The following is an 18,597-nucleotide window of genomic DNA, read 5'->3' as shown; positions in this document are numbered from 1 at the left end:
CCGCCCACCTCGTCGGTGGTCGGGTAGCCGAGCCTGCCACCTTCAAACCCTGTAGCCGCCCACAAGCCTCGGATCGCGCCGACGGAGATATGGGGTCCTGTGGCCGGCGACCAGATAATGGCGCCGCCCTGGTAGTTCTGGTAGACCCCGCCGTCCCTGAGGCCGCCCACCTCGTCGGTGGTCGGGTAGCCGAGCCTGCCACCTTCAAACCCTGTAGCCGCCCACAAGCCTCGGATCGCACCAGTTGAGACGTGGGCCCCTGATGCCGGCGAGTAGAGGATGCACCCGCGTTCAAAACACTGGTATCCGCCGTTGTCCTTGAGGCCATACACCTCTGGTGTGGTGGCTGCTCCAAGGGCACCACCCAGCGAAGCAGCCTTAACGGCGATCGGAGTCTGCGCCGGCGGAGCCCCGGCCGTCGTGAAAGTCCAGGTCCTGTCCACGGCCAGGGCGTTACCGGAAACATCCTTCACGCCGCCGGTGCCGCCCTTGATCGTCGCTGTATATTTTGTGCCGCTTGCAAGGTCCGCACCGGGGTCCAGCGTTGCAACTTTGCCGGACGTGGCGTAGGAAACAGCGGCGGCCACAGGCGCCGTCCCGTCCGTCAATGTGAATGTGCTGGATGTGACGCTGGAGGGGTCCAATCCCTCCGAGAACGTCCCTGTCACATTGGCTGTCACCGCCACGCCGGTGGCACCGGTAGCGGGGGACGTGGCGGTGACGGTCGGAGCGGTGGTGTCATTGCTTCCCCCGCCGGTGGGATCGTAGTAGTGCCAGTACTGGCTTGTGGCATTGACGTCTGCAAGCAGCAACAGGCCGCTGTCGACCGTACCCCACGCCGCACTGTTGACGTTCTGCTTCGTCGACGTCACGTTGTGCACGAACTGGTCGGCATCGACGATGCGGGCCGTCTTGGTGGTGGTGAACTTGATGTTGTCCAGCGGCGTCGACTTTTCGTAGATCGCACCGCCGGACGTGCTGCAGACACCGGCGTCCGTCGTGCCGCTCGGCTTTGGATAGGTAGCGAAAGTGCGCAGCTTCTGGCTGCTCTCGTCAATCATGACGATCACCCGGTTGGGGCATTCCGCAACGGTGGCGATCGTGTGTGCGGACCACGTGGTGCCACTGAGGGCCAGCAGTTGGATCAGCGGCTGTGACGCCGAAGTGTATGACGTCTTGATGGCGGCGAACACCCGGCCTCCCGAGGAGTCCAGCCACTTCAGGTTCATGTGGTCATCGCTGCTGCGCTGCCCGGACACCGCCGCCACAGGCGTGCTCCAGTCCGTGGTTGACGCCCCATCGATGTGGTAGCTCCAGTACATGCCGTCGGTGGAGTCCCCCACCTGGCGGCTCCACATCACACCGATCTTCCCGTCAAAGGCAATCACGGCCGACGTATCGTCCACGGAGACGTTGCTCATTGCTCCGGGAACCTGGAAGGGCGTGCCCCACGTCTTGCCGTCAGTGGCGGTCACGTTCAGGTAGATCCTGTTGTCCTCCTGCCAGCTGGACCAGACCCTGCCCGTGGAGTCCTTGTCGATGGTCAGGACTTCAACCTTGGAGTTGTTGATCTGGGAGGAACCCAGCAGCGCGTACTTTCCGGTATCAGAGTCGTAGCTGTAACGGCGCATCGTTGTGGGGAAATTCGGTTCAGCCGGCGACTCATCGTTCACGAACTTGTAGCTTGCGACATACAGCGTCTTCCCGTCCCACAGCACGTCATGATGGGTGTCCGCCCGTCCTTCCGTGGCCACGCCGGTATCCACCCAGGAACTGGTCACGGCGTCGAACCGGAAGATGTGGAAATCGGAGGTGGCAGAGTCCCACAGGTTTCCCCACCAGGATCCGTCGTTGAACCACAACACGCTCGTGGCGCGCTTGGTGCCTGTGGGTGTGGCGGTGCCGGAATGCGAGGGACCCGGAACGCCAACATCGCCCGTGTCGGCCGACGCCGGGATCGGTACCACCAGGGCACAGAACACAACGAACATCGCTGTCAAAAGTCCGTGGAACCGCAGATTCGGCCAGTGACGGCGGCGGGGACCGGCCGAACGATCAACCCCCCGACTTACGAAAAGAAAGAAAGTCCAGGCACCAGTACCAGGCTCACTCCTGCGGAATAATGGTTGGTTGATCAATTTAGCCCCCCGATTTAAATGCCAATGCAATTCCAGTTCGTTCAGTGTTGTTGCTTCAGGCACCCAAAACAATCCCGGGCTCCCCCTAATTAATGCCCCTACACCTCCTCGCGCAGGCCAGCCTCAGCAGCTTCGACCGAGAGGCACATGCAGGAGCAGGCTCCGGGGCTTCATAGTGCGAGACCAGCCCGTCTCCCACCAACGGGTCCGCCAACGGTATCCAGGTGGAAGCTCCTTGTGCCCAGCCCAAAGCCGACGGTCCCCTGTTTAGTAGGTCCCCTACAAAATGGGCCCCGTTCCACCCCGGTAGCGTCGGCTGTACATTAGATTCCGCTTGTACAACCTCGACAGGACCCCAATGAGCAACACCGACACCACCCCGAAGAGCAGCCCGCGGACGGAGCGCCGCCGCTGGAACGGCACGGACCTGGGCCTCATCGCCGTTTTTGCCGCCCTCGTGGCCGGCGCCGCCCTGGTGCCGGGACTGGCCCTGAACGGCTTCGGCGTCCCCATCACCTTCCAGACCCTGGCCGTCATGCTGACCGGCCTGGTGTTGGGCCCGGCGCGCGGGTTTGCCGCCGTCGGCCTGTACACCCTCCTGGGCCTCGCCGGCCTCCCCATCTTCAGCCAGGGCCGCAGCGGCCTGGGCATCCTTGCCGGCCCCTCGGCCGGCTACATCATCGCCTTCCCCATCGCAGCGGGTATTGTCGGATGGCTGGCCACTGTGGTGATCAAACGCACCACCAGGGCCCGCGCCCTCTGGTTCTTCCTGTCCGCCACGGTCACCAGCATCGTGGTGGTGCACTCGCTGGGCATCATGGGCATCGCAATGAACTCCAAGGCCACCCTGGAGCAGGCGTTCCTGAGCGACCTCATCTTCTACCCGGGAGACATCATCAAAAATGTGCTCGCGGCCGTCATCGCCGTCGCCCTTCACCGGGCCTTCCCCGATGTCCTGGTGCGCCGCGTGCGCCGCCTTGCCGTGACAACCGAAAACGCCTAGGACCCGTCGCCATGCCCGCAGTGACCTTTGACCAGGTGTCCGTCGCCGTCGAAACAGAGAACTCCCCGCAACCCAAAGTCCTCCTCGACGCGGTGACCCTCCGGCTCGAGGAGGCACGCGTGGGCATCATCGGCGCCAACGGCTCCGGCAAGTCCACGCTGCTGCGCCTGGTCAACGGGCTCATCCAGCCAACCAACGGCAGGGTGGCGGTCGACGGCGACGATACAGTGCGTGCCGTACGCAAAGTCAGGCGGAACGTCGGCTTCGTCTTCACCGACCCCCTCTCCCAGCTGGTGATGCCCACCGGCAGGGAGGACGTTGAGCTGTCCCTGCGCCGCTCCGTGAAGAACGGCCCGGAACGGCGCCGCCAGGCTGAGGCAGCGCTTGGCCGGCTGGGACTCCTTCACCTGGCAGACCAGAGCATCTACGAGCTGTCCGGCGGCGAACGGCAACTGATGGCGCTCGCCGCCGTGCTCGCCGTGGACCCTGCGGTGCTGGTCCTGGACGAACCCTCCACACTGCTTGACCTGCGCAACCGCGAGCTGCTCCGCAGGACACTGGCCACCCTGGACCAGCAAATCATCATGTCCACCCATGACCTTGGGCTTGCCCTGGAGATGGACCGCGTCCTGGTCATCGAAGCGGGCCGCGTGGCATTCGACGGCGCCCCCGCCGAAGCCGTGGCAGCCTACCGTTCGTGGTGCCTCCAAGGGCTTGATCACGCAGCCCGGGACACCCGATGAGGGGCCACGGGTTCCTCCTGGCCAACTATGTGCCGGGCAATTCCCTCCTGCACCGGGCGCCGCTGGCACTGAAGTTCGCGCTGGTCTTCGCCTGCGGGCTGGCGTCCTTCATCATCGTGGACTGGGGTATTTCGGCAGCCGTGCTGGCCGTTCTCTCCGGCTTGTTCCTGCTGGCCGGCGCCGGCATGAAACGGCTGTGGGGTGCCGTCCGGCCGCTCGCTCCCGTGCTGCTGGCCATCGGCCTCTTCCAGTGGTGGCAGCTGGGCGGTCCCACCGCGGCGCGGATTGTGCTGAACATCCTGGTCTGCGTGGTGGCAGCGTCCCTGCTTACCGGCACCACTCCCATTCAGCAGCTCCTGGACGGCGTTGTCCGGGTGGCGCGTCCCTTCAAGAGATTGGGTGCCGATCCGGAACGCTTCGCACTGACCATTGGCATCATGCTCCGCAGCATCCCATTCATCGCCGGCACATTCGCCGACGTCCGGGACTCCGCCAGGGCCAGGGGCCTGGAACGCAACCCGCGGGCCCTGGTGCTGCCGGTCTTTATTACCTCCGTGGCCTACGCCCGGCAGACCGGCGAAGCACTCGCCGCGCGCGGTCTGGGCGAGGCCGAGGACCACCCAGCCTGAAGATCAGGCTTGTGAGGGCACGCAGTACTCAAGCAGCGCCGCGGTCCCCATGCCACCGGCCATGCTGATCATCGCCAGCCCCAACGTTCCCGGAACACCCGCCCTCCGCGCCTGGGCCAGCAGCCGCGTCACCAGGACCGCGCCGGAGGCACCATAGGCATGCCCCAGCGCCAGCGCGCCGCCGTCCAGGTTCACCCGCCCGGCATCAATGCCCAGCTGGTCCAGGCAGGCAAGTGTCTGGGATGCGAAGGCCTCATTGAATTCCACCAGGTCCACCTCCCCGGCTGATACACCGGCTCCGGCCAGCACCTCCCGGGCCGCGGGGGCAGCGCCGATCCCCAGCACCTGCGGGGCCACGCCCGCGGTGCTTGTGCCGCGCACCAGCAGGCCATCGTGCACCCCCAGCTGCCGCGCGAGCTCAAGGGAAGTGATGACGACGGCGGATGCGGCGTCCGCGTCAAAGCAGGAGTTTCCGGCGGTGACGGTCCCCCCGGGCACGAAGGCGGCAGGGAACCTCGCCATAATGGCGGGGTTTAGGCCGGCGCGCGGCCCGCCATCGGTGGAAACAGCCCCGGCAGCAGTGGCCAGCGGCACGATTTCGTCTGAAAACCGCCCCCCGCTGACCGCCGCGAGGGCTTTCCGGTGGCTGGCCAGCGCAAAGGCATCCTGGCGGTCCCTGCCCACGCCGTATTCCTCCGCCACCGTTTCCGCGGCGACGCCCATGTCCGGATCCCCAAAGCCCGCCGGCACAAACTGGGCGCGGTGGTAGAACTCCGGGGCGCCGTCGTCCTTCCGGTGCGCGCGCAGGGGCGCGGTACTGGTGCTCTCCACTCCCCCTGCCAGGTAGAGCGGGCTGCCACCGGCAGCAACCAGCCGGGCGGCGAGGACGATGGCGTCCAGGCCTGAGCCGCATTGCCGGTCCACGGTTATCCCGGGTACGGTGACGGGCAGTCCCGCCTCCAGCAGGGCGAGCCTGGCCACGTTTCCGCCGCCGCCCACGGCATTGCCGATCACGACGTCGGCAATGGACTCCGGATCCAATGACAGTTCGGCGACCAGGCCGCGCAGGACCGGCGCCAGCAGTTCATGTGGCCGGAGGGTCCGCAGGGCTCCGTTGACGGGACACACCGGAGTCCGGCGCGCGGCGATGATCACGGGCTGGCGGTCCGCCGGCAGGCGCCCGGCCGGCAGGACGTCAGCCGCCAAGGGCCCGTACCTTGGGGTCCCGGGCATTGATCCACTCCACCAGGAGGCTCCGGCTGACCTTTCCGCGGTCTGTGGTGGGAAGTTCCGGCAGGAGGTAGTACTGCAGGGGCCGCTTGTGCCGGGACAGGATGTCCTCCAGGCCGGCCCGCAGCTGCGTTGCCGTAAGCCCGCCATGGGACGCCACCACCCCCGCCACTATCCGCTGGCCGCGCAGATCGTCCGGCATGCCGGCGGCCACCGCTGCCGCAACGCCGGGGACTGCGGCCAGGGCCAGCTCCACCTCGTGCGGGTAGACGTTCCGTCCGGCGGTAAGGATCATATCGGCGCGGCGGCCAAGGATGTGCAGCTCCCCGTCCAGGAGGTAGCCCTGGTCCCCCACCGTGTACCAGTCACCAAAGGACCGCAGCGCCTCGCCGTCATCGCCCCACAGGTAACCGTTGCTCACCATGCCGCTGCGGACGCAGATGTTGCCGTAGCCACCCGCCGGAACCACGATGCCGTCGTCGTCCAGGATCCGGACGTCGACGCCGGGAAAGGGCCGCCCGATTCCGGTGCCGCCCGCGGCCGCGTCCTGCCCTGGGGCCAGGCCAAGGCCGGAGACGAAGCTCAGCTCGGAGGCGCCGTAGTACTCGTAAATGGTGGCATTAGGAGCCCAGCGCCGGGCCGCTTCCAGGGTCCGGGCGTCGAGCTTGGAGCCGGCACAGATGATGGTGCGGATACCGGAAGCGTCGACGCACCCCGTCATCCCCCGTTCGCTGAGCATCCGCAGCATGGTGGGCACCAGTACCAGGCGGGTCACCCTGTCATGCGTGATGGCAGCGTGGACGTCGCCGACGTCGAACGTCTCCAGCGTCTGGAACTCGGACCCGGCGTAGAGGCATTCGGCCAGGGCGTAGAGGTTCAGGCTGGCGGCCAGCGGGCCGGGCGCAAGGGTGACGTCATCCTGCCGAAGCCCGAAAAACTCTATCGAGGCGTCGAAGGACTGCTGCCATGACCGCCGCGAACGCGTAAATGCCTTGGGCACGGACGTGGTGCCGGAGGTCAGGCCGATGAGGAAGCCGGTGTCAGGCGGGCCATCAGCCACGTGGTCATCCGGGGAGACCGGGGCCGGAACGGCGCAGGCCTCCACCCGCCGGACAATGTCCTCCTGAAGGGGTGCGGGCCAGGAAGGATCCAGGACAGCGCACTGGCGGTTTCCGGCCACGGCGGCAGCGAACTTCACGGCGAAGTCCACGGAGTTGGACTCGCACAAGGTGGTGACTGACTTCGTTTCCGGCACCAGTCCGGCAGCGGAATCCAGCAGCTCCGCCCAGTCAAGGCGCCTTCCGGCGATCACCACGGCGGTGTCGTGCGGCCGTTGGCCAGCCCAGAGCTGGATCTTGTCGAGGAAAGGCACGAACCAACTTTACCGGCCGCCATGGGTTGAGTCCCCGGCCCGCGGGTATTGTGACGATATGAGTTTCAATGACAACGTGCAGCTTGATCCGTCCCAGGTCCAGGACCGGCGGGGCATGGGCACCGGCGTGAAAATCGGCGGCGGAATCGGTGGCGGCCTGGTGCTGCTCGTTGCGCTCCTGCTTGGCATCAATCCCAACATGCTCGGAGGACTGACTGACGGCGGAACCGCCGGACAGTCCCAGGGCACGGCTCCGGCCTGCAGCACCGGGGCGGACGCCGACGCGCGGCTTGACTGCCGGATCACCGGCACCGTCAACAGCCTCAACGCGTTCTGGCCCGGCTACCTGAAGCAGTACAACGTGCAGTACCCCCGCCCGGAGGCAGTGATCTTCAGCGGCGGCACCAACACCGGGTGCGGGTCCGCAACGTCCGATGTGGGCCCCTTCTACTGCCCCACGGATACCACCGCGTACTTCGATCCCGGCTTCTTCCAGGAACTGGTGGACCGCTTTGGTTCCTCCGGCGGCCCCCTGGCCCAGGAGTACGTGGTGGCCCACGAATTCGGCCACCACATCCAGAACGTCCTCGGCGACCTGGGGCGTGCGCAGCAGGATCCGCAGGGACCGGAGTCCGGGTCCGTCCGCACCGAGCTGCAGGCGGACTGCTACGCCGGTCTGTGGGCCAAGTACGCTTCCACCACGGCGGATCCCGCAACGGGGCAGCCGTACCTGGAACCCCTCACCGAGCAGGATGTGAACGATGCGTTGTCCGCCGCCGCATCGGTGGGCGATGACCGGATCCAGAAAGCCGCCACCGGCCGGGTCTCCCCTGAGGGCTGGACGCACGGTTCCAGTGAGGAACGCCAGCGCTGGTTCACGCGGGGCTACCAGTCCGGCGATATCAAGCAGTGCGACACCTTCAGCGCCGCCACCCTTTAAACCCCATCGATTGCTGCGTACCTGTCGTTTTCACGCGTGATAACGGCAGGTACGGAGCAGTCGATGCGTGGGGCCGGTGGGTGGGCCCACGCTCCCGAGGGGCCCCAATCGAGCTTGCGAGATTGGCGAGGGAGCGGGGAACGACGACGGCGGGTCACCTTCCTTGGGGAAGGTGACCCGCCGTCGTCGTACTTTTTTTAGATGTTGAAGCCGAGGGCCCTCATCTGGTCCTTGCCGTCGTCGGTGATCCGCTCCGGACCCCAAGGCGGCATCCACACCCAGTTCAGGCGCCAGTCGTCCACAACGCCGTCCAGTGCCTGGCCTACCTGCTCCTCGAGCACATCGGTGAGCGGGCAGGCGGCGGTGGTGAGCGTCATGTCGATCAGCAGCGCACCGTCATCGTCGGAGTACTTCAGGCCGTACAACAGGCCCAAGTCCACAACATTGACGCCAAGCTCAGGGTCGATGACGTCCTTGAGCGCCTCTTCGACGTCCTCCAGGGCCGTGCGGCCCGGCTTGATTTCGGTCATGACGAGTCCTTACTAGGCCTGTGCTGCGGCGGGGGCCGCGATGGTGGCTGCGCCGGCGCCCTTGGCGTACCGGTCGTAGCCTTCTTCTTCGAGGCGGTCGGCCAGTTCGGGGCCGCCTTCCTCAACAACCTGGCCATCCACGAACACATGGACGAAGTCGGGCTTGATGTAGCGCAGGATGCGGGTGTAGTGCGTAATGAGCAGCGTGCCCATGTTGCCCTCGGCGTGGGCGCGGTTGACGCCCTCGGAAACAACCTTCAGCGCGTCAACGTCCAGGCCGGAGTCGGTCTCGTCCAGGATGGCGAACTTGGGCTTGAAGAGTTCCAGCTGGAGGATCTCCACCCGCTTCTTCTCGCCGCCGGAGAAGCCTTCGTTGACGTTGCGCTGGGCGAAGTCGGCGTCGATGCGCAGCTGCTCCATGGCAGCCTTGACGTCCTTGGTCCAGGTACGCAGCTTGGGGGCTTCACCGTCGATGGCGGTCTTCGCGGTACGCAGGAAGTTGGTCATGCTGACACCGGGGACCTCCACCGGGTACTGCATGGCCAGGAAGACGCCGGCGCGGGCACGCTCGTCCACGCTCATCTCCAGCACGTCCTCGCCGTCCAGGGTGATGGAGCCGCTGGTCACGTTGTAGCGGGGGTGTCCGGCGATGGTTGAGGCCAGGGTGGACTTTCCGGAGCCGTTCGGGCCCATGATGGCGTGGGTTTCGCCGGTGCGGATGGTCAGGCTGACGCCCTTCAGGATTTCCTTGGTGCCCTGTTCCGTCTCAATGCTGACGTGCAGGTCCTTGATCTCAAGAGTAGACATATGTCTTGTTCTCCTCTGCGCCGCGCCTGCCGGCTGCGGTGCGCTCTGTGTCTGGAAGTGTGGTTCGTAATTCTGTGGTGCTAGCTGAAGTTCGGAGCTTCGGCGCCGTTGAGGACGTTGGTGACATCCACGTAGACCTCATCCCCTGCGATCTCGACGGCGAATACCGGGACGGGATCGTAGGCGGGCAGCTGCAGCGGCTGGCCGCTGCGGAGGTCGAACTGCGAGCCATGGCCCCAGCACTCGATGGTGCAGCCATCCACGTCGCCTTCGGACAATGAAATGTCCGCGTGCGAGCAGGTGTCGCCGATCGCGTGGATCTCCCCCATGGAATCCTTGACGATCGCCACAGGGTAGTCGTCGATCAGGATCCGCAGCGCCTGCTTCACCTGGATTTCGTCCACCTTGCAGACAAGCTCGCCCTTTGGCTGGTCAGTCATCTGAAAACCGTGCTCCGTAGCTTCTAGTTGTCCGTCAGTGCGAGTTCGTGCTCAACAGCTTCGGTCAGCCGCTCCTCAATGGAGGGGACCTTGATCTGCTGGATGATTTCGTTCAGGAAGCCCCGGACCACCAGTCGGCGGGCAACATCCTCGGGGATGCCACGGGCCATCAGGTAGAACAGGTGCTCGTCATCCATCCGGCCGGTGGCGCTGGCGTGGCCTGCACCCTCGATCAGCCCTGTCTCGATTTCGAGGTTGGGCACCGAGTCGGCGCGGGCACCATCGGTGAGCAGCAGGTTGCGGTTGGCCTCGTAAGTGTCGGTGCCTTCTGCTTCCTTGCGGATCAGGACGTCACCAACCCAGACAGCGTGGGCGTTGCGGCCCTGCAGGGCACCCTTGTAGAGGACGTTGGACTTGCAGTTGGGCACCGCGTGGTCAACGAAGAGACGCTGCTCAAGGTGCTGTCCGGCGTCGGCGAAGTACAGGCCGAACAGTTCGGCCTCGCCACCGGGGGCGGTGAAGCGGGCCGACGGCGTGACGCGCACCAGGTCCCCACCAAGGCTCACCATGACGTGCTTGAGTTTGGCGTCACGGCCGATCTTTGCCTGCTGGGAGGAGGCGTGGACGGCGTCGTCATTCCATTCCTGCAGCGTGACAATCGTCAGGCTGGCGCCGTCTTCCACAATGATCTCGACGTTCTCTGAGACGACTGCTGAGCCCTTGTGGTTCAGGACCACAACAGCCTTGGAGAACTTTTCGGCGACGATCACCAGGTGCTGCGCGGCAGCTTCGAGGGACGTGCCTTCGATGTCGACGGTGATCTCCGTCAAGGCTTCGAACTCCGCGGGGATGGTCACCACGGTGGCCTGGGCGAAGTTCTCCCAGGCGTTGGCGGAGACGCGGTCCTCGGGGATGCCGGCGGTACCGATCCGCTGGTCGTCGCGGCCGACGCCCTCGACAACAACGCCCTCCGGGCCCTTGACGATCACGGTGGGAGCCGCGCCGGACAGGACCTCCGAGTGAAGGCCGCGGAGCCGCTTCAGCGGGGTGAAGCGCCAGTCCTCCTCCATGCCGGTGAGCGGCTTGAAGTCAGCGAGCTTGTAGGACGTCAGCCGTCCGGCGCGTGAGCTGTCCGGTACGCCCACGCCGCCGCCGTGGGAGTGGCTCTTGGCTGAAGCGCCCGCAAGCGGGGCTTTGCCGTTGGCGTTGATCGGCGAGAGGCTCTCGCCCTCTTCGGTGAAGCCGTCGATGAACGGCTGGGCTGAGGGCGCGCCGATGCGTGCCTTTTCAGTAGTGATTTCAGTCATCGTTATCCGACGGACCCTTCCATCTGCAGTTCAATGAGGCGGTTCAGCTCGAGTGCGTACTCCATGGGGAGCTCGCGGGCAATCGGCTCGATGAAGCCGCGCACGATCATCGCCATGGCTTCGTCTTCGCGCATGCCGCGGGACATCAGGTAGAAGAGCTGCTCTTCGCTGACGCGGGAAACAGTTGCCTCATGGCCCATCACAACGTCGTCCTCACGGATGTCGATGTACGGGTAGGTGTCCGAGCGGCTGATGGTGTCCACCAGGAGCGCATCACAGCGGACGGTGTTGGCGGAGTGCTTGGCGCCTTCACGGACCTGGACCAGGCCGCGGTATGCTGCGCGTCCGCCGCCGCGGGCCACGGACTTGGAAATGATCGAGCTCTTGGTGTTCGGTGCAATATGCACCATCTTGGAGCCGGTGTCCTGGTGCTGGCCTTCGCCGGCGAACGCGATGGACAGGGTTTCGCCCTTGGCGTGCTCGCCCACCAGGTACACGGCCGGGTACTTCATGGTGACCTTGGAGCCAATGTTGCCGTCGACCCATTCCATGGTGGCGCCTTCTTCGCAGATGGCACGCTTGGTCACCAGGTTGTACACATTGTTGGACCAGTTCTGGATGGTGGTGTATCGGACCCGGGCGCCCTTCTTCACGATGATTTCCACCACTGCGGAGTGCAGGGAATCCGACGTGTAAATGGGAGCCGTGCAGCCCTCAATGTAGTGGACGTAGGAATCCTCGTCCGCGATGATCAGGGTCCGCTCAAACTGGCCCATGTTTTCGGTGTTGATGCGGAAGTATGCCTGCAGGGGGATGTCCACGTGGACGCCCTTGGGAACATAGACAAAGGAGCCGCCGGACCAGACTGCCGTGTTCAGGGAGGCGAACTTGTTGTCTCCCACCGGGATGACGGTGCCGAAGTACTCCTGGAAGATCTCCGGGTGTTCCTTCAACGCGGTGTCGGTGTCCAGGAAGATGACGCCCTGCCGCTCAAGATCCTCGCGCAGCTGGTGGTAAACAACCTCGGACTCGTACTGCGCGGCGACGCCGGAAACCAGGCGCTGCTTCTCGGCCTCGGGGATGCCCAGCTTGTCGTAGGTGTTCTTGATGTCCTCGGGGAGGTCGTCCCAGGAGGCAGCCTGCTTCTCGGTGGAACGGACGAAGTACTTGATGTTGTCGAAATCGATGCCCGACAGATCCGCACCCCAGGTGGGCATGGGCTTGCGGTCGAAGTACTTCAGGCCCTTCAGGCGCAGGTCAAGCATCCACTCCGGCTCGCTCTTCTTGGCCGAAATGTCCCGGACGACTTCTTCGCTGAGCCCACGGCGTGCGTTGGCGCCGACGTCATTCTTGTCAGCCCACCCGTACTCGTAGTTGCCGATGCCGTGGAGCTCGGGATTCTTTTCCAGAATCTCCGAGATCACAGTGTTTTCGGCTACTGCTTTCTCTGATAGTTGGTCCGTCATCACGGCCTTTCTTACTGATGGTTGGTTACTTCGTCCAGGCTGGCGGGGGCTGCACCCGGCGCGGTGGCCGGTTTGGCAGACAGCCTGCCTGTAGGAATGTGGGTGGTGCAGACGTGGCCGCCGCGCGCCAGGGTGGAGAGGCGGCGGACGTCAACGCCCACCAGCCTTGAGAAAACTTCGGTTTCGACGTCGCAGAACACCGGGAAGCGGGCCGCCAGTTGCTGGATGGGGCAGTGGCCCTGGCAGAGCTGCACGCTCGAGAGTGCGGCGGGCAGCGGTGCCTTTGCCTCGATGGACGCGGCGGAGGCGACAAAGTTGTCGCGGGTCAGGGCGGCTGCGAGTGCATTGGCACGGTCCCGGATGTCCGGCCCAGCCTGCTCGATTTCGGGTGCGTAGCGGCGCTCCATGTCCGCAAAACGCTCCTCGGCGAAGGCGCGCACCGCATCCGGGCCGGCCACCTTTTGCAGCTGCTGGAGCGCAAGGGCGGCGATGTCCAGGTAGTCGTTGCCCAGGCTGGACTGGCCCTGGGAGCTGAGGACGTAGCGGCGGGCGGGACGGCCGGCACCTGCTCCGGGCTTGGCCACCTTCTTGACCTCAATGACGCCGGCACGGGAGAGGTGGTCCAGGTGGCGCCGGACAGCGGCCGGGGTGAACCCCAGCATGTCTCCGAGCTCGGCCGCGCTGACAGGTCCGTGTTCCAGGACGGCAGCGAGGACCCGGTCCCGGGTGCGCTCGTCGGCATCAGCCACAGGACTTGATGCCGCGGCACCGGCCACGGGCACAGCAGTAGCGTTGGTCATGGAATACACAACACAATCATGTCGTAATTTAGTCCCGCACTCCAGTAAGGGCAGGCTGACCTTGGCTGCCCCAGCCGCTAAGCCGGTGCGGAGATCGGGAAATACTACATCCCGTAGAATACTGTGGTGCGATTCCCCCAGTCCCCCGTCCTGTCCATCCATGGGCTCATTAAGGACGTTGGCCCCCTTTCCAGTCTCGACGGAAAGATGCTCAGGGTTGTCAGCGGCGTTTCACTTATCGCCGAACGCGGACAGGTAACCGCGCTTCTGGGCGCGAACGGCGCCGGAAAGACCACCACGCTCGAATGCGCCCAGGGCCTGCAGAAACGCAGCGGCGGCAGCATTTCGCTGCTGGGCCAGGACCCGGCGGCGGCAGCAGCTGACTTGCGTTCCCGCGTCGGTGTGATGCTGCAGGACGGTGGCCTCCCGCCGTCGGCACGGCCCCTGCCACTGCTGCGGCACATCGCAGGGCTGTATGCCCACCCGTGGCCCCTGGAGGACCTGGTGGGCAGGCTGGGCATCGACACCTTCAGCCGTACCAGCGTCCGCAGGCTGTCCGGCGGCCAGAAACAGCGTCTCGCTCTCGCCGCCGCCCTTATCGGCAGGCCGGAAGTCCTCTTCCTTGACGAGCCCAGCGCGGGGCTGGACCCGCAGTCCCGGCAGCTGGTCTTCGACCTGATCGCCGAGCTGCGGGACAGCGGGATGGGGATCATCCTCACCACCCACCTCATGGACGACGCCCAGCGCCTGGCGGACTACGTGTACATCATCGACGGCGGCCGCAACGTTGCGGAAGGGACCGTGCAGGAGCTGCTGCAGCGCAGCCCGGCCGACTCCCAGGGCGGGGAGCACATCCGGACGCTGGTGTTCGAGGCCCCGGCGGGCCTGGACCTGGCCGCGGTGCTGCCGGACGACGTGGACGTTTCCGAATCCCGCGCCGGAAGCTACACCGTCACCGGGGCCCTGACCCCGGGCCACCTCTCCGCTTTGGCCCAGTGGTGGGAAGCGAAGGGCGTCATGCCCACATCACTGAGCCTCCAGGCGCGTAGCCTTGAAGACGTCTTTCTGGACATTTCGGGAAAGGACATCCGATGAGCACGGCAGCAACGCAGGAGACGCAGGAGCCGGCCTCCCTGCTGCGCCGCGTCCTGCTGCAGGGCAAGTACGAGGCACTGACGATGCTGCGGAACGGTGAACAGCTGATCCTGGCAGTGGTTTTGCCGCTGCTGGCGCTGGTCGGCCTCACGGTGACCCCTTTCCTGGACGGAATGGGCTCCAGCCGCATCAACGTGGCGGTTCCGGGGATCCTGGCCCTGTGCGCGATGTCCACGGCGTTCACCGGCCAGGGCATCGCCACCGGCTTCGACCGCCGCTACGGAGTGCTCCGGTTCCTGTCCACCACACCGCTGGGCCGTGGCGGCCTTATTGCCGGCAAGGTCCTTTCGGTCCTGGCCGTCCTGTGCCTGCAGGTGGTGGTGGTGGGGCTGGTTGCCCTGGCGCTGGGATGGCAGCCGACGGCGGCGGGCTGGCTCCCGGGGCTGGCACTGCTCGCGCTGGGCGCAGCGGCTTTCACCGCGCTGGGGCTGCTGGTGGCCGGAACAGTCCGACCGGAGGCCACGCTGGCCATCACCAACCTGCTGTGGATCCTCCTCGGTGCCCTGGGTGGCATCGTGATACCCGCTGAAAGACTGCCTGCCGCGGCGCAGGCCATTGTGCACTTCCTGCCGTCCGGCGCCCTGGGCGAGTCACTGCGGGCTGCCTTCCTGGACGGCGCCGTAGACGGCGGCGCCGCCCTCATCCTGCTGCTCTGGACGGTTATCGCCGGGGCCGCAGCCATCCGTTGGTTCAAGTGGAATTGAGATAATCGTGACCACGGCTTCACGCCTCCCCCAACTCGCCGGCCGCCTGGCATCGCGGCTCCCACGCACTGTGGACGCCAGGATCCGCCGCCTCGCCGTCGCGTCCCTGATCGGCCAGACGCTCCTGGTGGTCACCGGCGGCGCGGTTCGCCTGACCGCGTCAGGCCTTGGCTGCCCCACCTGGCCCCGGTGCACCACGGATTCACTGGTGAACACGCCCGAGATGGGCATCCACGGCTTTATCGAATTCGGGAACCGGCTCCTGACGTTCGCGCTGGCCGCCGTTGCCGCCCTGATGCTGGTGTACCTGTGGAACCTGAGGAAGGAACGCAAGGACCTCTTCCTCCTGGCCCTGGGCCTGCTGGCCAGTATCCCCGCCCAGGCAGTGATTGGCGGCGTCACGGTCCTCACTAACCTCAACCCGTGGGTGGTTGGGCTGCACTTCCTGGTTTCCATGGCGCTGGTGGTATTCGCCACGCTGCTGGTCAACCGGGCCTTCGGACGGACCGGCCGCTTCCTTGCCTCCCGGCCCGCCGTACTGCCCGCCGTGCTGCGCCCGGTGACGGCCGCCGTCGCCCTTTTCTCCGCCGTTGCCGTGATGCTGGGTGTGGTGGTCACGGGGGCGGGCCCGCATGCCGGTGACGCTGACGCTCCCCGCAACGACCTGGACTGGGATCTGTTCTCCCACATCCATGCTGTGCCCGCCTACCTGGTGACGGCCGGGACCGCGGTGGCCCTGGTGCTGGTCTTCAGGCGTGGCATTAAGGGGCGCTTCCGGACGGCCGTCCTGGCACTCCTGGGCGTCACCGTGCTCCAGGCCGTCATCGGCTTCACGCAGTACTACAACGGCATTCCGGCACTGCTGGTGGCCGCCCACATGCTCGGCGCCGCCCTGCTGATGGCGGCGTCAACGAACGCCTGGGACATCGCCCACTCCAGTCCCCTGGAATCCTCCGGGGCAGCGGAGTAGGCGAACGCCCCGCCCCCTGGAAGCGCGGCAGGCGCCCCGGCCCCTGATGGGACCGGGGCGCCTGCCGGTTTCGGACTCCCTTGGGAAACCCGGGACGTTACCGTTCCGCGAAAGCCTTGACCTGAGACGTGGCGTCGCAGGCAGGGTCGAGATTTTCGATGCCGCTGGCCGTGATCTGCAGGACCCGGGCGGTGGAAATGTCGTAGAAGAGGCCGGTGGCCTGGACCTTCCCCGCAGCCAGCGGCGGGCCCGCCACCGGGTGGTTCTGCAGCTTGGCCAGCTGCACGGCCACATTGACCATCGCCAGCTGGTCCACGCGGCTGTATCCCGCTGCGGCCGCCTGACGGCCCACCGGATGACCTGCCAGCAACTCCGTGTGACTTGGCCGGGCATGGTCCAGCCACCGCCCGAAGGCCGGCCCCAGGCTACTGTTGTCTCCGCCGTCGGCTTCTGCGAGCAACGCCTTCATGGCACCGCAGTTGGAGTGCCCGCAGATCACCAGCGACTGCACCCCCAGGCCGTTGACGGCGAACGACAGGGCTGAAGCGGTCGAGTCGTCCTGGCCGTTGCCGCACACCACATTGCCGATGTTCCGCAGCGTGAGGAGGTCGCCGGGACCGCTGCTGGTAATCAGGTTGGGATTAACGCGGGAATCCACGCAGGCCACGAACAGGCTGTCCGGATTCTGCGCTTCCGTCAGGTCATGCACCAGCGGGCGGACCTGGTGGGCGAACCGGCGGTGGTATTTATTGACGCCCTGCAGCAGTGGCTCCTTACGGGGCGGAAGGGGCAGTTCGGCGGCCTCCTCCCGCCGGGGAGCCTGGTGGGCAGCGTCCTGGAAGACCGTGTTGCCGTGCTCCTCAAGATTTACCGTGCCGCCCGCGGCCTGGTGCTGGAGTTGCCAGGCCAACAGGGCTTCCCGGAAGGAATGGTCAACGTAGTCCGCGTTCAGCTCCACCACCACGTCCGTGGCGTCGGGGACAGACTGGAGGACGTGGTTGAGCCTTGGCAGTGCGAAGAAACTGCACGATCCCGCGACGGTGACGCGCCAGGGCGCTGACGGCGCGGCGGGACGGTGGGCCTTGATGGGGGCCCGCAGGACACGCCACAGCACACTGGCAGCGGCGAGGGCCAGGCCAATCATGACACCCTCAAGCAGGTTCAGGAACACCACGCAGACAAGGGTCACGGCGTAAATGGGGAGGTCACCCGTCCGCAGGCTGGTCCTGATATCGGCCACCTTGATCAGGCGCGCGCCGATTACCACCAGCAGGCCGGCCAGGACGGCCAGCGGGATCAGCTGGATCAGGCCGGCAAAGAGGGCAGAGAAGGCCAGGACCCACACACCGTGCAGAACTGCAGATGCGCGAGTGGCCGCACCCGCCTCAACATTTGTGGCGCTGCGGACAATGACGCCCGTTACGGGCAGCCCGCCGAGGGACCCGGAAACGATGTTGGCCGTGCCCTGGCCGATGAGCTCCCTGTTGAGGTTGGTCCGGGGGCCGGTTTGCATCTTGTCCACGGCAACGGCGGAGAGAAGCGACTCGATGCTGGCGATCAGGGCCATGGTCAGGATGGCGAAGGCGAAGGCGCGCCAGTTGCTGTCCGGAAGCTGCGGGAGGGCGACCGCATCGACGATCGAGCCGTCCAGTGAGATGCGCTCGACGCCGGGGGCAAAGGCCACGGCCAGTGCCGTGCCTGCGGCGACGGCGGCCAGTGGGCCGGGAATCCGCCGGACCGCGGCGGGCAGGAACTTCCAGCACAAGAGGATTGCAACGACGGTGAGTCCCAGCAGGGCTGCGTGCAGTTCCAGGTTGGTGATGGCTGCCGGCAGTGCGGCGAGGTTCTCGAGGGCCGAGCCTGCCGGCTTTGATCCGAGGAGTACGTGGAGCTGCTGCAGGATGATGGTGACGCCGATGCCGGCGAGCATTGCCTTGACCACTACCGGCGAAACGGCCAGGGCGGCCCTGCCCACGCGGCTGATGCCCAACAGGAGCTGCACGACGCCGGCGGCTGCGGTGATTGCGCAGGTCACCTGCCAGCCAAACTCCTGGACCAGGCCGGCCACGACGACGGTAAGGCCCGCTGCGGGTCCGCTTACCTGCAGCGGTGAGCCGCCAAGGCTTCCGGCCACGATTCCGCCAACTGCTGCGGCAATGAGCCCGGCCATGATGGGCGCTCCCGACGCGGCTGCGATGCCGAGCGAGAGCGGGAGGGCCACCAGGAACACCACCAGGGATGCCGGTACGTCGGCACCGAGATGGGCAGCAAAGGACGGGCGGGGAAATCTGAAGCGGTTTTTACCCGGCGGGCTGTGGCTGGGGGCCGGGACCGTGGAGGGACGGGCTTCCATGGATTTTCCT

17 protein-coding genes are annotated in these 18,597 nt (G+C 66.1%); 7 read left to right on the top strand and 10 right to left on the bottom strand.

What is annotated here, in order from left to right:
• On the bottom strand, positions 1–1,991 hold a 1,991-nt coding region (locus tag ACR65K_RS04950; RefSeq protein WP_440151575.1), incomplete at its 3' end, for an Ig-like domain-containing protein.
• Positions 1,992–2,496: 505 nt separating this feature from the next.
• On the opposite strand from ACR65K_RS04950, the gene ACR65K_RS04945 reads away from it, so the two are divergent.
• Genes ACR65K_RS04945 through ACR65K_RS04935 form a run of 3 tightly spaced genes read left to right on the top strand, consistent with a single transcriptional unit; the run spans position 2,497 to position 4,513 of the window.
• Positions 2,497–3,141 carry a biotin transporter BioY gene (locus ACR65K_RS04945; protein ID WP_440151574.1) on the top strand — a complete coding sequence of 215 codons (645 nt, stop codon included), beginning with the start codon at positions 2,497–2,499 and terminating at the stop codon, positions 3,139–3,141.
• Positions 3,142–3,152: 11 nt separating this feature from the next.
• Positions 3,153–3,884, top strand: coding sequence for an energy-coupling factor ABC transporter ATP-binding protein (locus tag ACR65K_RS04940; RefSeq protein ID WP_056333753.1), 732 nt, complete (start codon positions 3,153–3,155; stop codon positions 3,882–3,884).
• Positions 3,881–4,513 (top strand): energy-coupling factor transporter transmembrane component T family protein, encoded by a 633-nt coding sequence (locus tag ACR65K_RS04935; RefSeq protein WP_440151572.1) that lies wholly within the window; start codon positions 3,881–3,883, stop codon positions 4,511–4,513. Before ACR65K_RS04940 ends, ACR65K_RS04935 begins: the two co-directional genes overlap by 4 nt.
• A 3-nt stretch (positions 4,514–4,516) precedes the next feature.
• On the opposite strand, the gene ACR65K_RS04930 is transcribed toward ACR65K_RS04935, so the two are convergent.
• On the bottom strand, positions 4,517–5,746 hold the full coding sequence (locus ACR65K_RS04930; protein WP_440151571.1) for a thiolase family protein: 1,230 nt from the start codon (positions 5,744–5,746) through the stop codon (positions 4,517–4,519).
• Positions 5,709–7,115 carry a class I adenylate-forming enzyme family protein gene (locus ACR65K_RS04925; RefSeq protein ID WP_440151570.1) on the bottom strand — a complete coding sequence of 469 codons (1,407 nt, stop codon included), beginning with the start codon at positions 7,113–7,115 and terminating at the stop codon, positions 5,709–5,711. The genes ACR65K_RS04930 and ACR65K_RS04925 overlap by 38 nt, the downstream gene beginning before the upstream one ends.
• A gap of 58 nt (positions 7,116–7,173) precedes the next feature.
• Here ACR65K_RS04925 and ypfJ point away from each other — a divergent pair, with 58 nt between their 5' ends.
• On the top strand, positions 7,174–8,055 hold the full coding sequence (gene ypfJ, locus ACR65K_RS04920; RefSeq protein WP_056333745.1) for a KPN_02809 family neutral zinc metallopeptidase: 882 nt from the start codon (positions 7,174–7,176) through the stop codon (positions 8,053–8,055).
• Between the two features lie 197 nt (positions 8,056–8,252).
• Here the strand turns inward: ypfJ and ACR65K_RS04915 are convergent, their stop codons facing one another.
• The 6 genes from ACR65K_RS04915 to ACR65K_RS04890 all read right to left on the bottom strand — a co-directional run bounded on the left by ACR65K_RS04915 (position 8,253) and on the right by ACR65K_RS04890 (position 13,405).
• Positions 8,253–8,585: a metal-sulfur cluster assembly factor gene (locus ACR65K_RS04915; protein WP_018761278.1), complete on the bottom strand. Its 333-nt coding sequence runs from the start codon at positions 8,583–8,585 to the stop codon at positions 8,253–8,255.
• 12 nt (positions 8,586–8,597) lie between these two features.
• The gene (sufC, locus tag ACR65K_RS04910; RefSeq protein WP_056333743.1) at positions 8,598–9,392 is read right to left on the bottom strand and encodes a Fe-S cluster assembly ATPase SufC; all 795 of its coding nucleotides are present in this window, start codon (positions 9,390–9,392) and stop codon (positions 8,598–8,600) included.
• Between the two features lie 80 nt (positions 9,393–9,472).
• Entirely contained in the window at positions 9,473–9,832 is a 360-nt protein-coding gene (locus tag ACR65K_RS04905; RefSeq protein WP_056333741.1) for a non-heme iron oxygenase ferredoxin subunit, read from the bottom strand.
• A gap of 23 nt (positions 9,833–9,855) precedes the next feature.
• On the bottom strand, positions 9,856–11,139 hold the full coding sequence (gene sufD / locus ACR65K_RS04900; protein WP_440151568.1) for a Fe-S cluster assembly protein SufD: 1,284 nt from the start codon (positions 11,137–11,139) through the stop codon (positions 9,856–9,858).
• Between the two features lie 2 nt (positions 11,140–11,141).
• Positions 11,142–12,605 (bottom strand): Fe-S cluster assembly protein SufB, encoded by a 1,464-nt coding sequence (sufB, locus tag ACR65K_RS04895; RefSeq protein ID WP_056333736.1) that lies wholly within the window; start codon positions 12,603–12,605, stop codon positions 11,142–11,144.
• A gap of 11 nt (positions 12,606–12,616) precedes the next feature.
• The gene (locus ACR65K_RS04890) at positions 12,617–13,405 is read right to left on the bottom strand and encodes a helix-turn-helix transcriptional regulator (RefSeq protein WP_440151566.1); all 789 of its coding nucleotides are present in this window, start codon (positions 13,403–13,405) and stop codon (positions 12,617–12,619) included.
• A gap of 126 nt (positions 13,406–13,531) precedes the next feature.
• On the opposite strand from ACR65K_RS04890, the gene ACR65K_RS04885 reads away from it, so the two are divergent.
• The 3 genes from ACR65K_RS04885 to ACR65K_RS04875 are packed head-to-tail and all read left to right on the top strand — an operon-like array spanning position 13,532 to position 16,234.
• Positions 13,532–14,500 carry an ABC transporter ATP-binding protein gene (locus tag ACR65K_RS04885; RefSeq protein WP_440151564.1) on the top strand — a complete coding sequence of 323 codons (969 nt, stop codon included), beginning with the start codon at positions 13,532–13,534 and terminating at the stop codon, positions 14,498–14,500.
• Positions 14,497–15,264, top strand: coding sequence for an ABC transporter permease (locus ACR65K_RS04880; protein WP_440151563.1), 768 nt, complete (start codon positions 14,497–14,499; stop codon positions 15,262–15,264). The genes ACR65K_RS04885 and ACR65K_RS04880 overlap by 4 nt, the downstream gene beginning before the upstream one ends.
• A gap of 7 nt (positions 15,265–15,271) precedes the next feature.
• Positions 15,272–16,234, top strand: coding sequence for a COX15/CtaA family protein (locus tag ACR65K_RS04875; protein WP_440151562.1), 963 nt, complete (start codon positions 15,272–15,274; stop codon positions 16,232–16,234).
• A 97-nt stretch (positions 16,235–16,331) separates the two neighbouring features.
• Here ACR65K_RS04875 and ACR65K_RS04870 read toward each other — a convergent pair whose 3' ends face one another.
• Positions 16,332–18,587 (bottom strand): SulP family inorganic anion transporter, encoded by a 2,256-nt coding sequence (locus ACR65K_RS04870; RefSeq protein WP_440151560.1) that lies wholly within the window; start codon positions 18,585–18,587, stop codon positions 16,332–16,334.
• Positions 18,588–18,597 lie beyond the last annotated feature (10 nt).

The sequence above is a fragment of the Arthrobacter sp. SAFR-179 genome (assembly GCF_059414945.1).
Note: the sequence above shows the minus strand (reverse complement) of the source record. Positions and strands in the feature narration are given on the sequence as shown.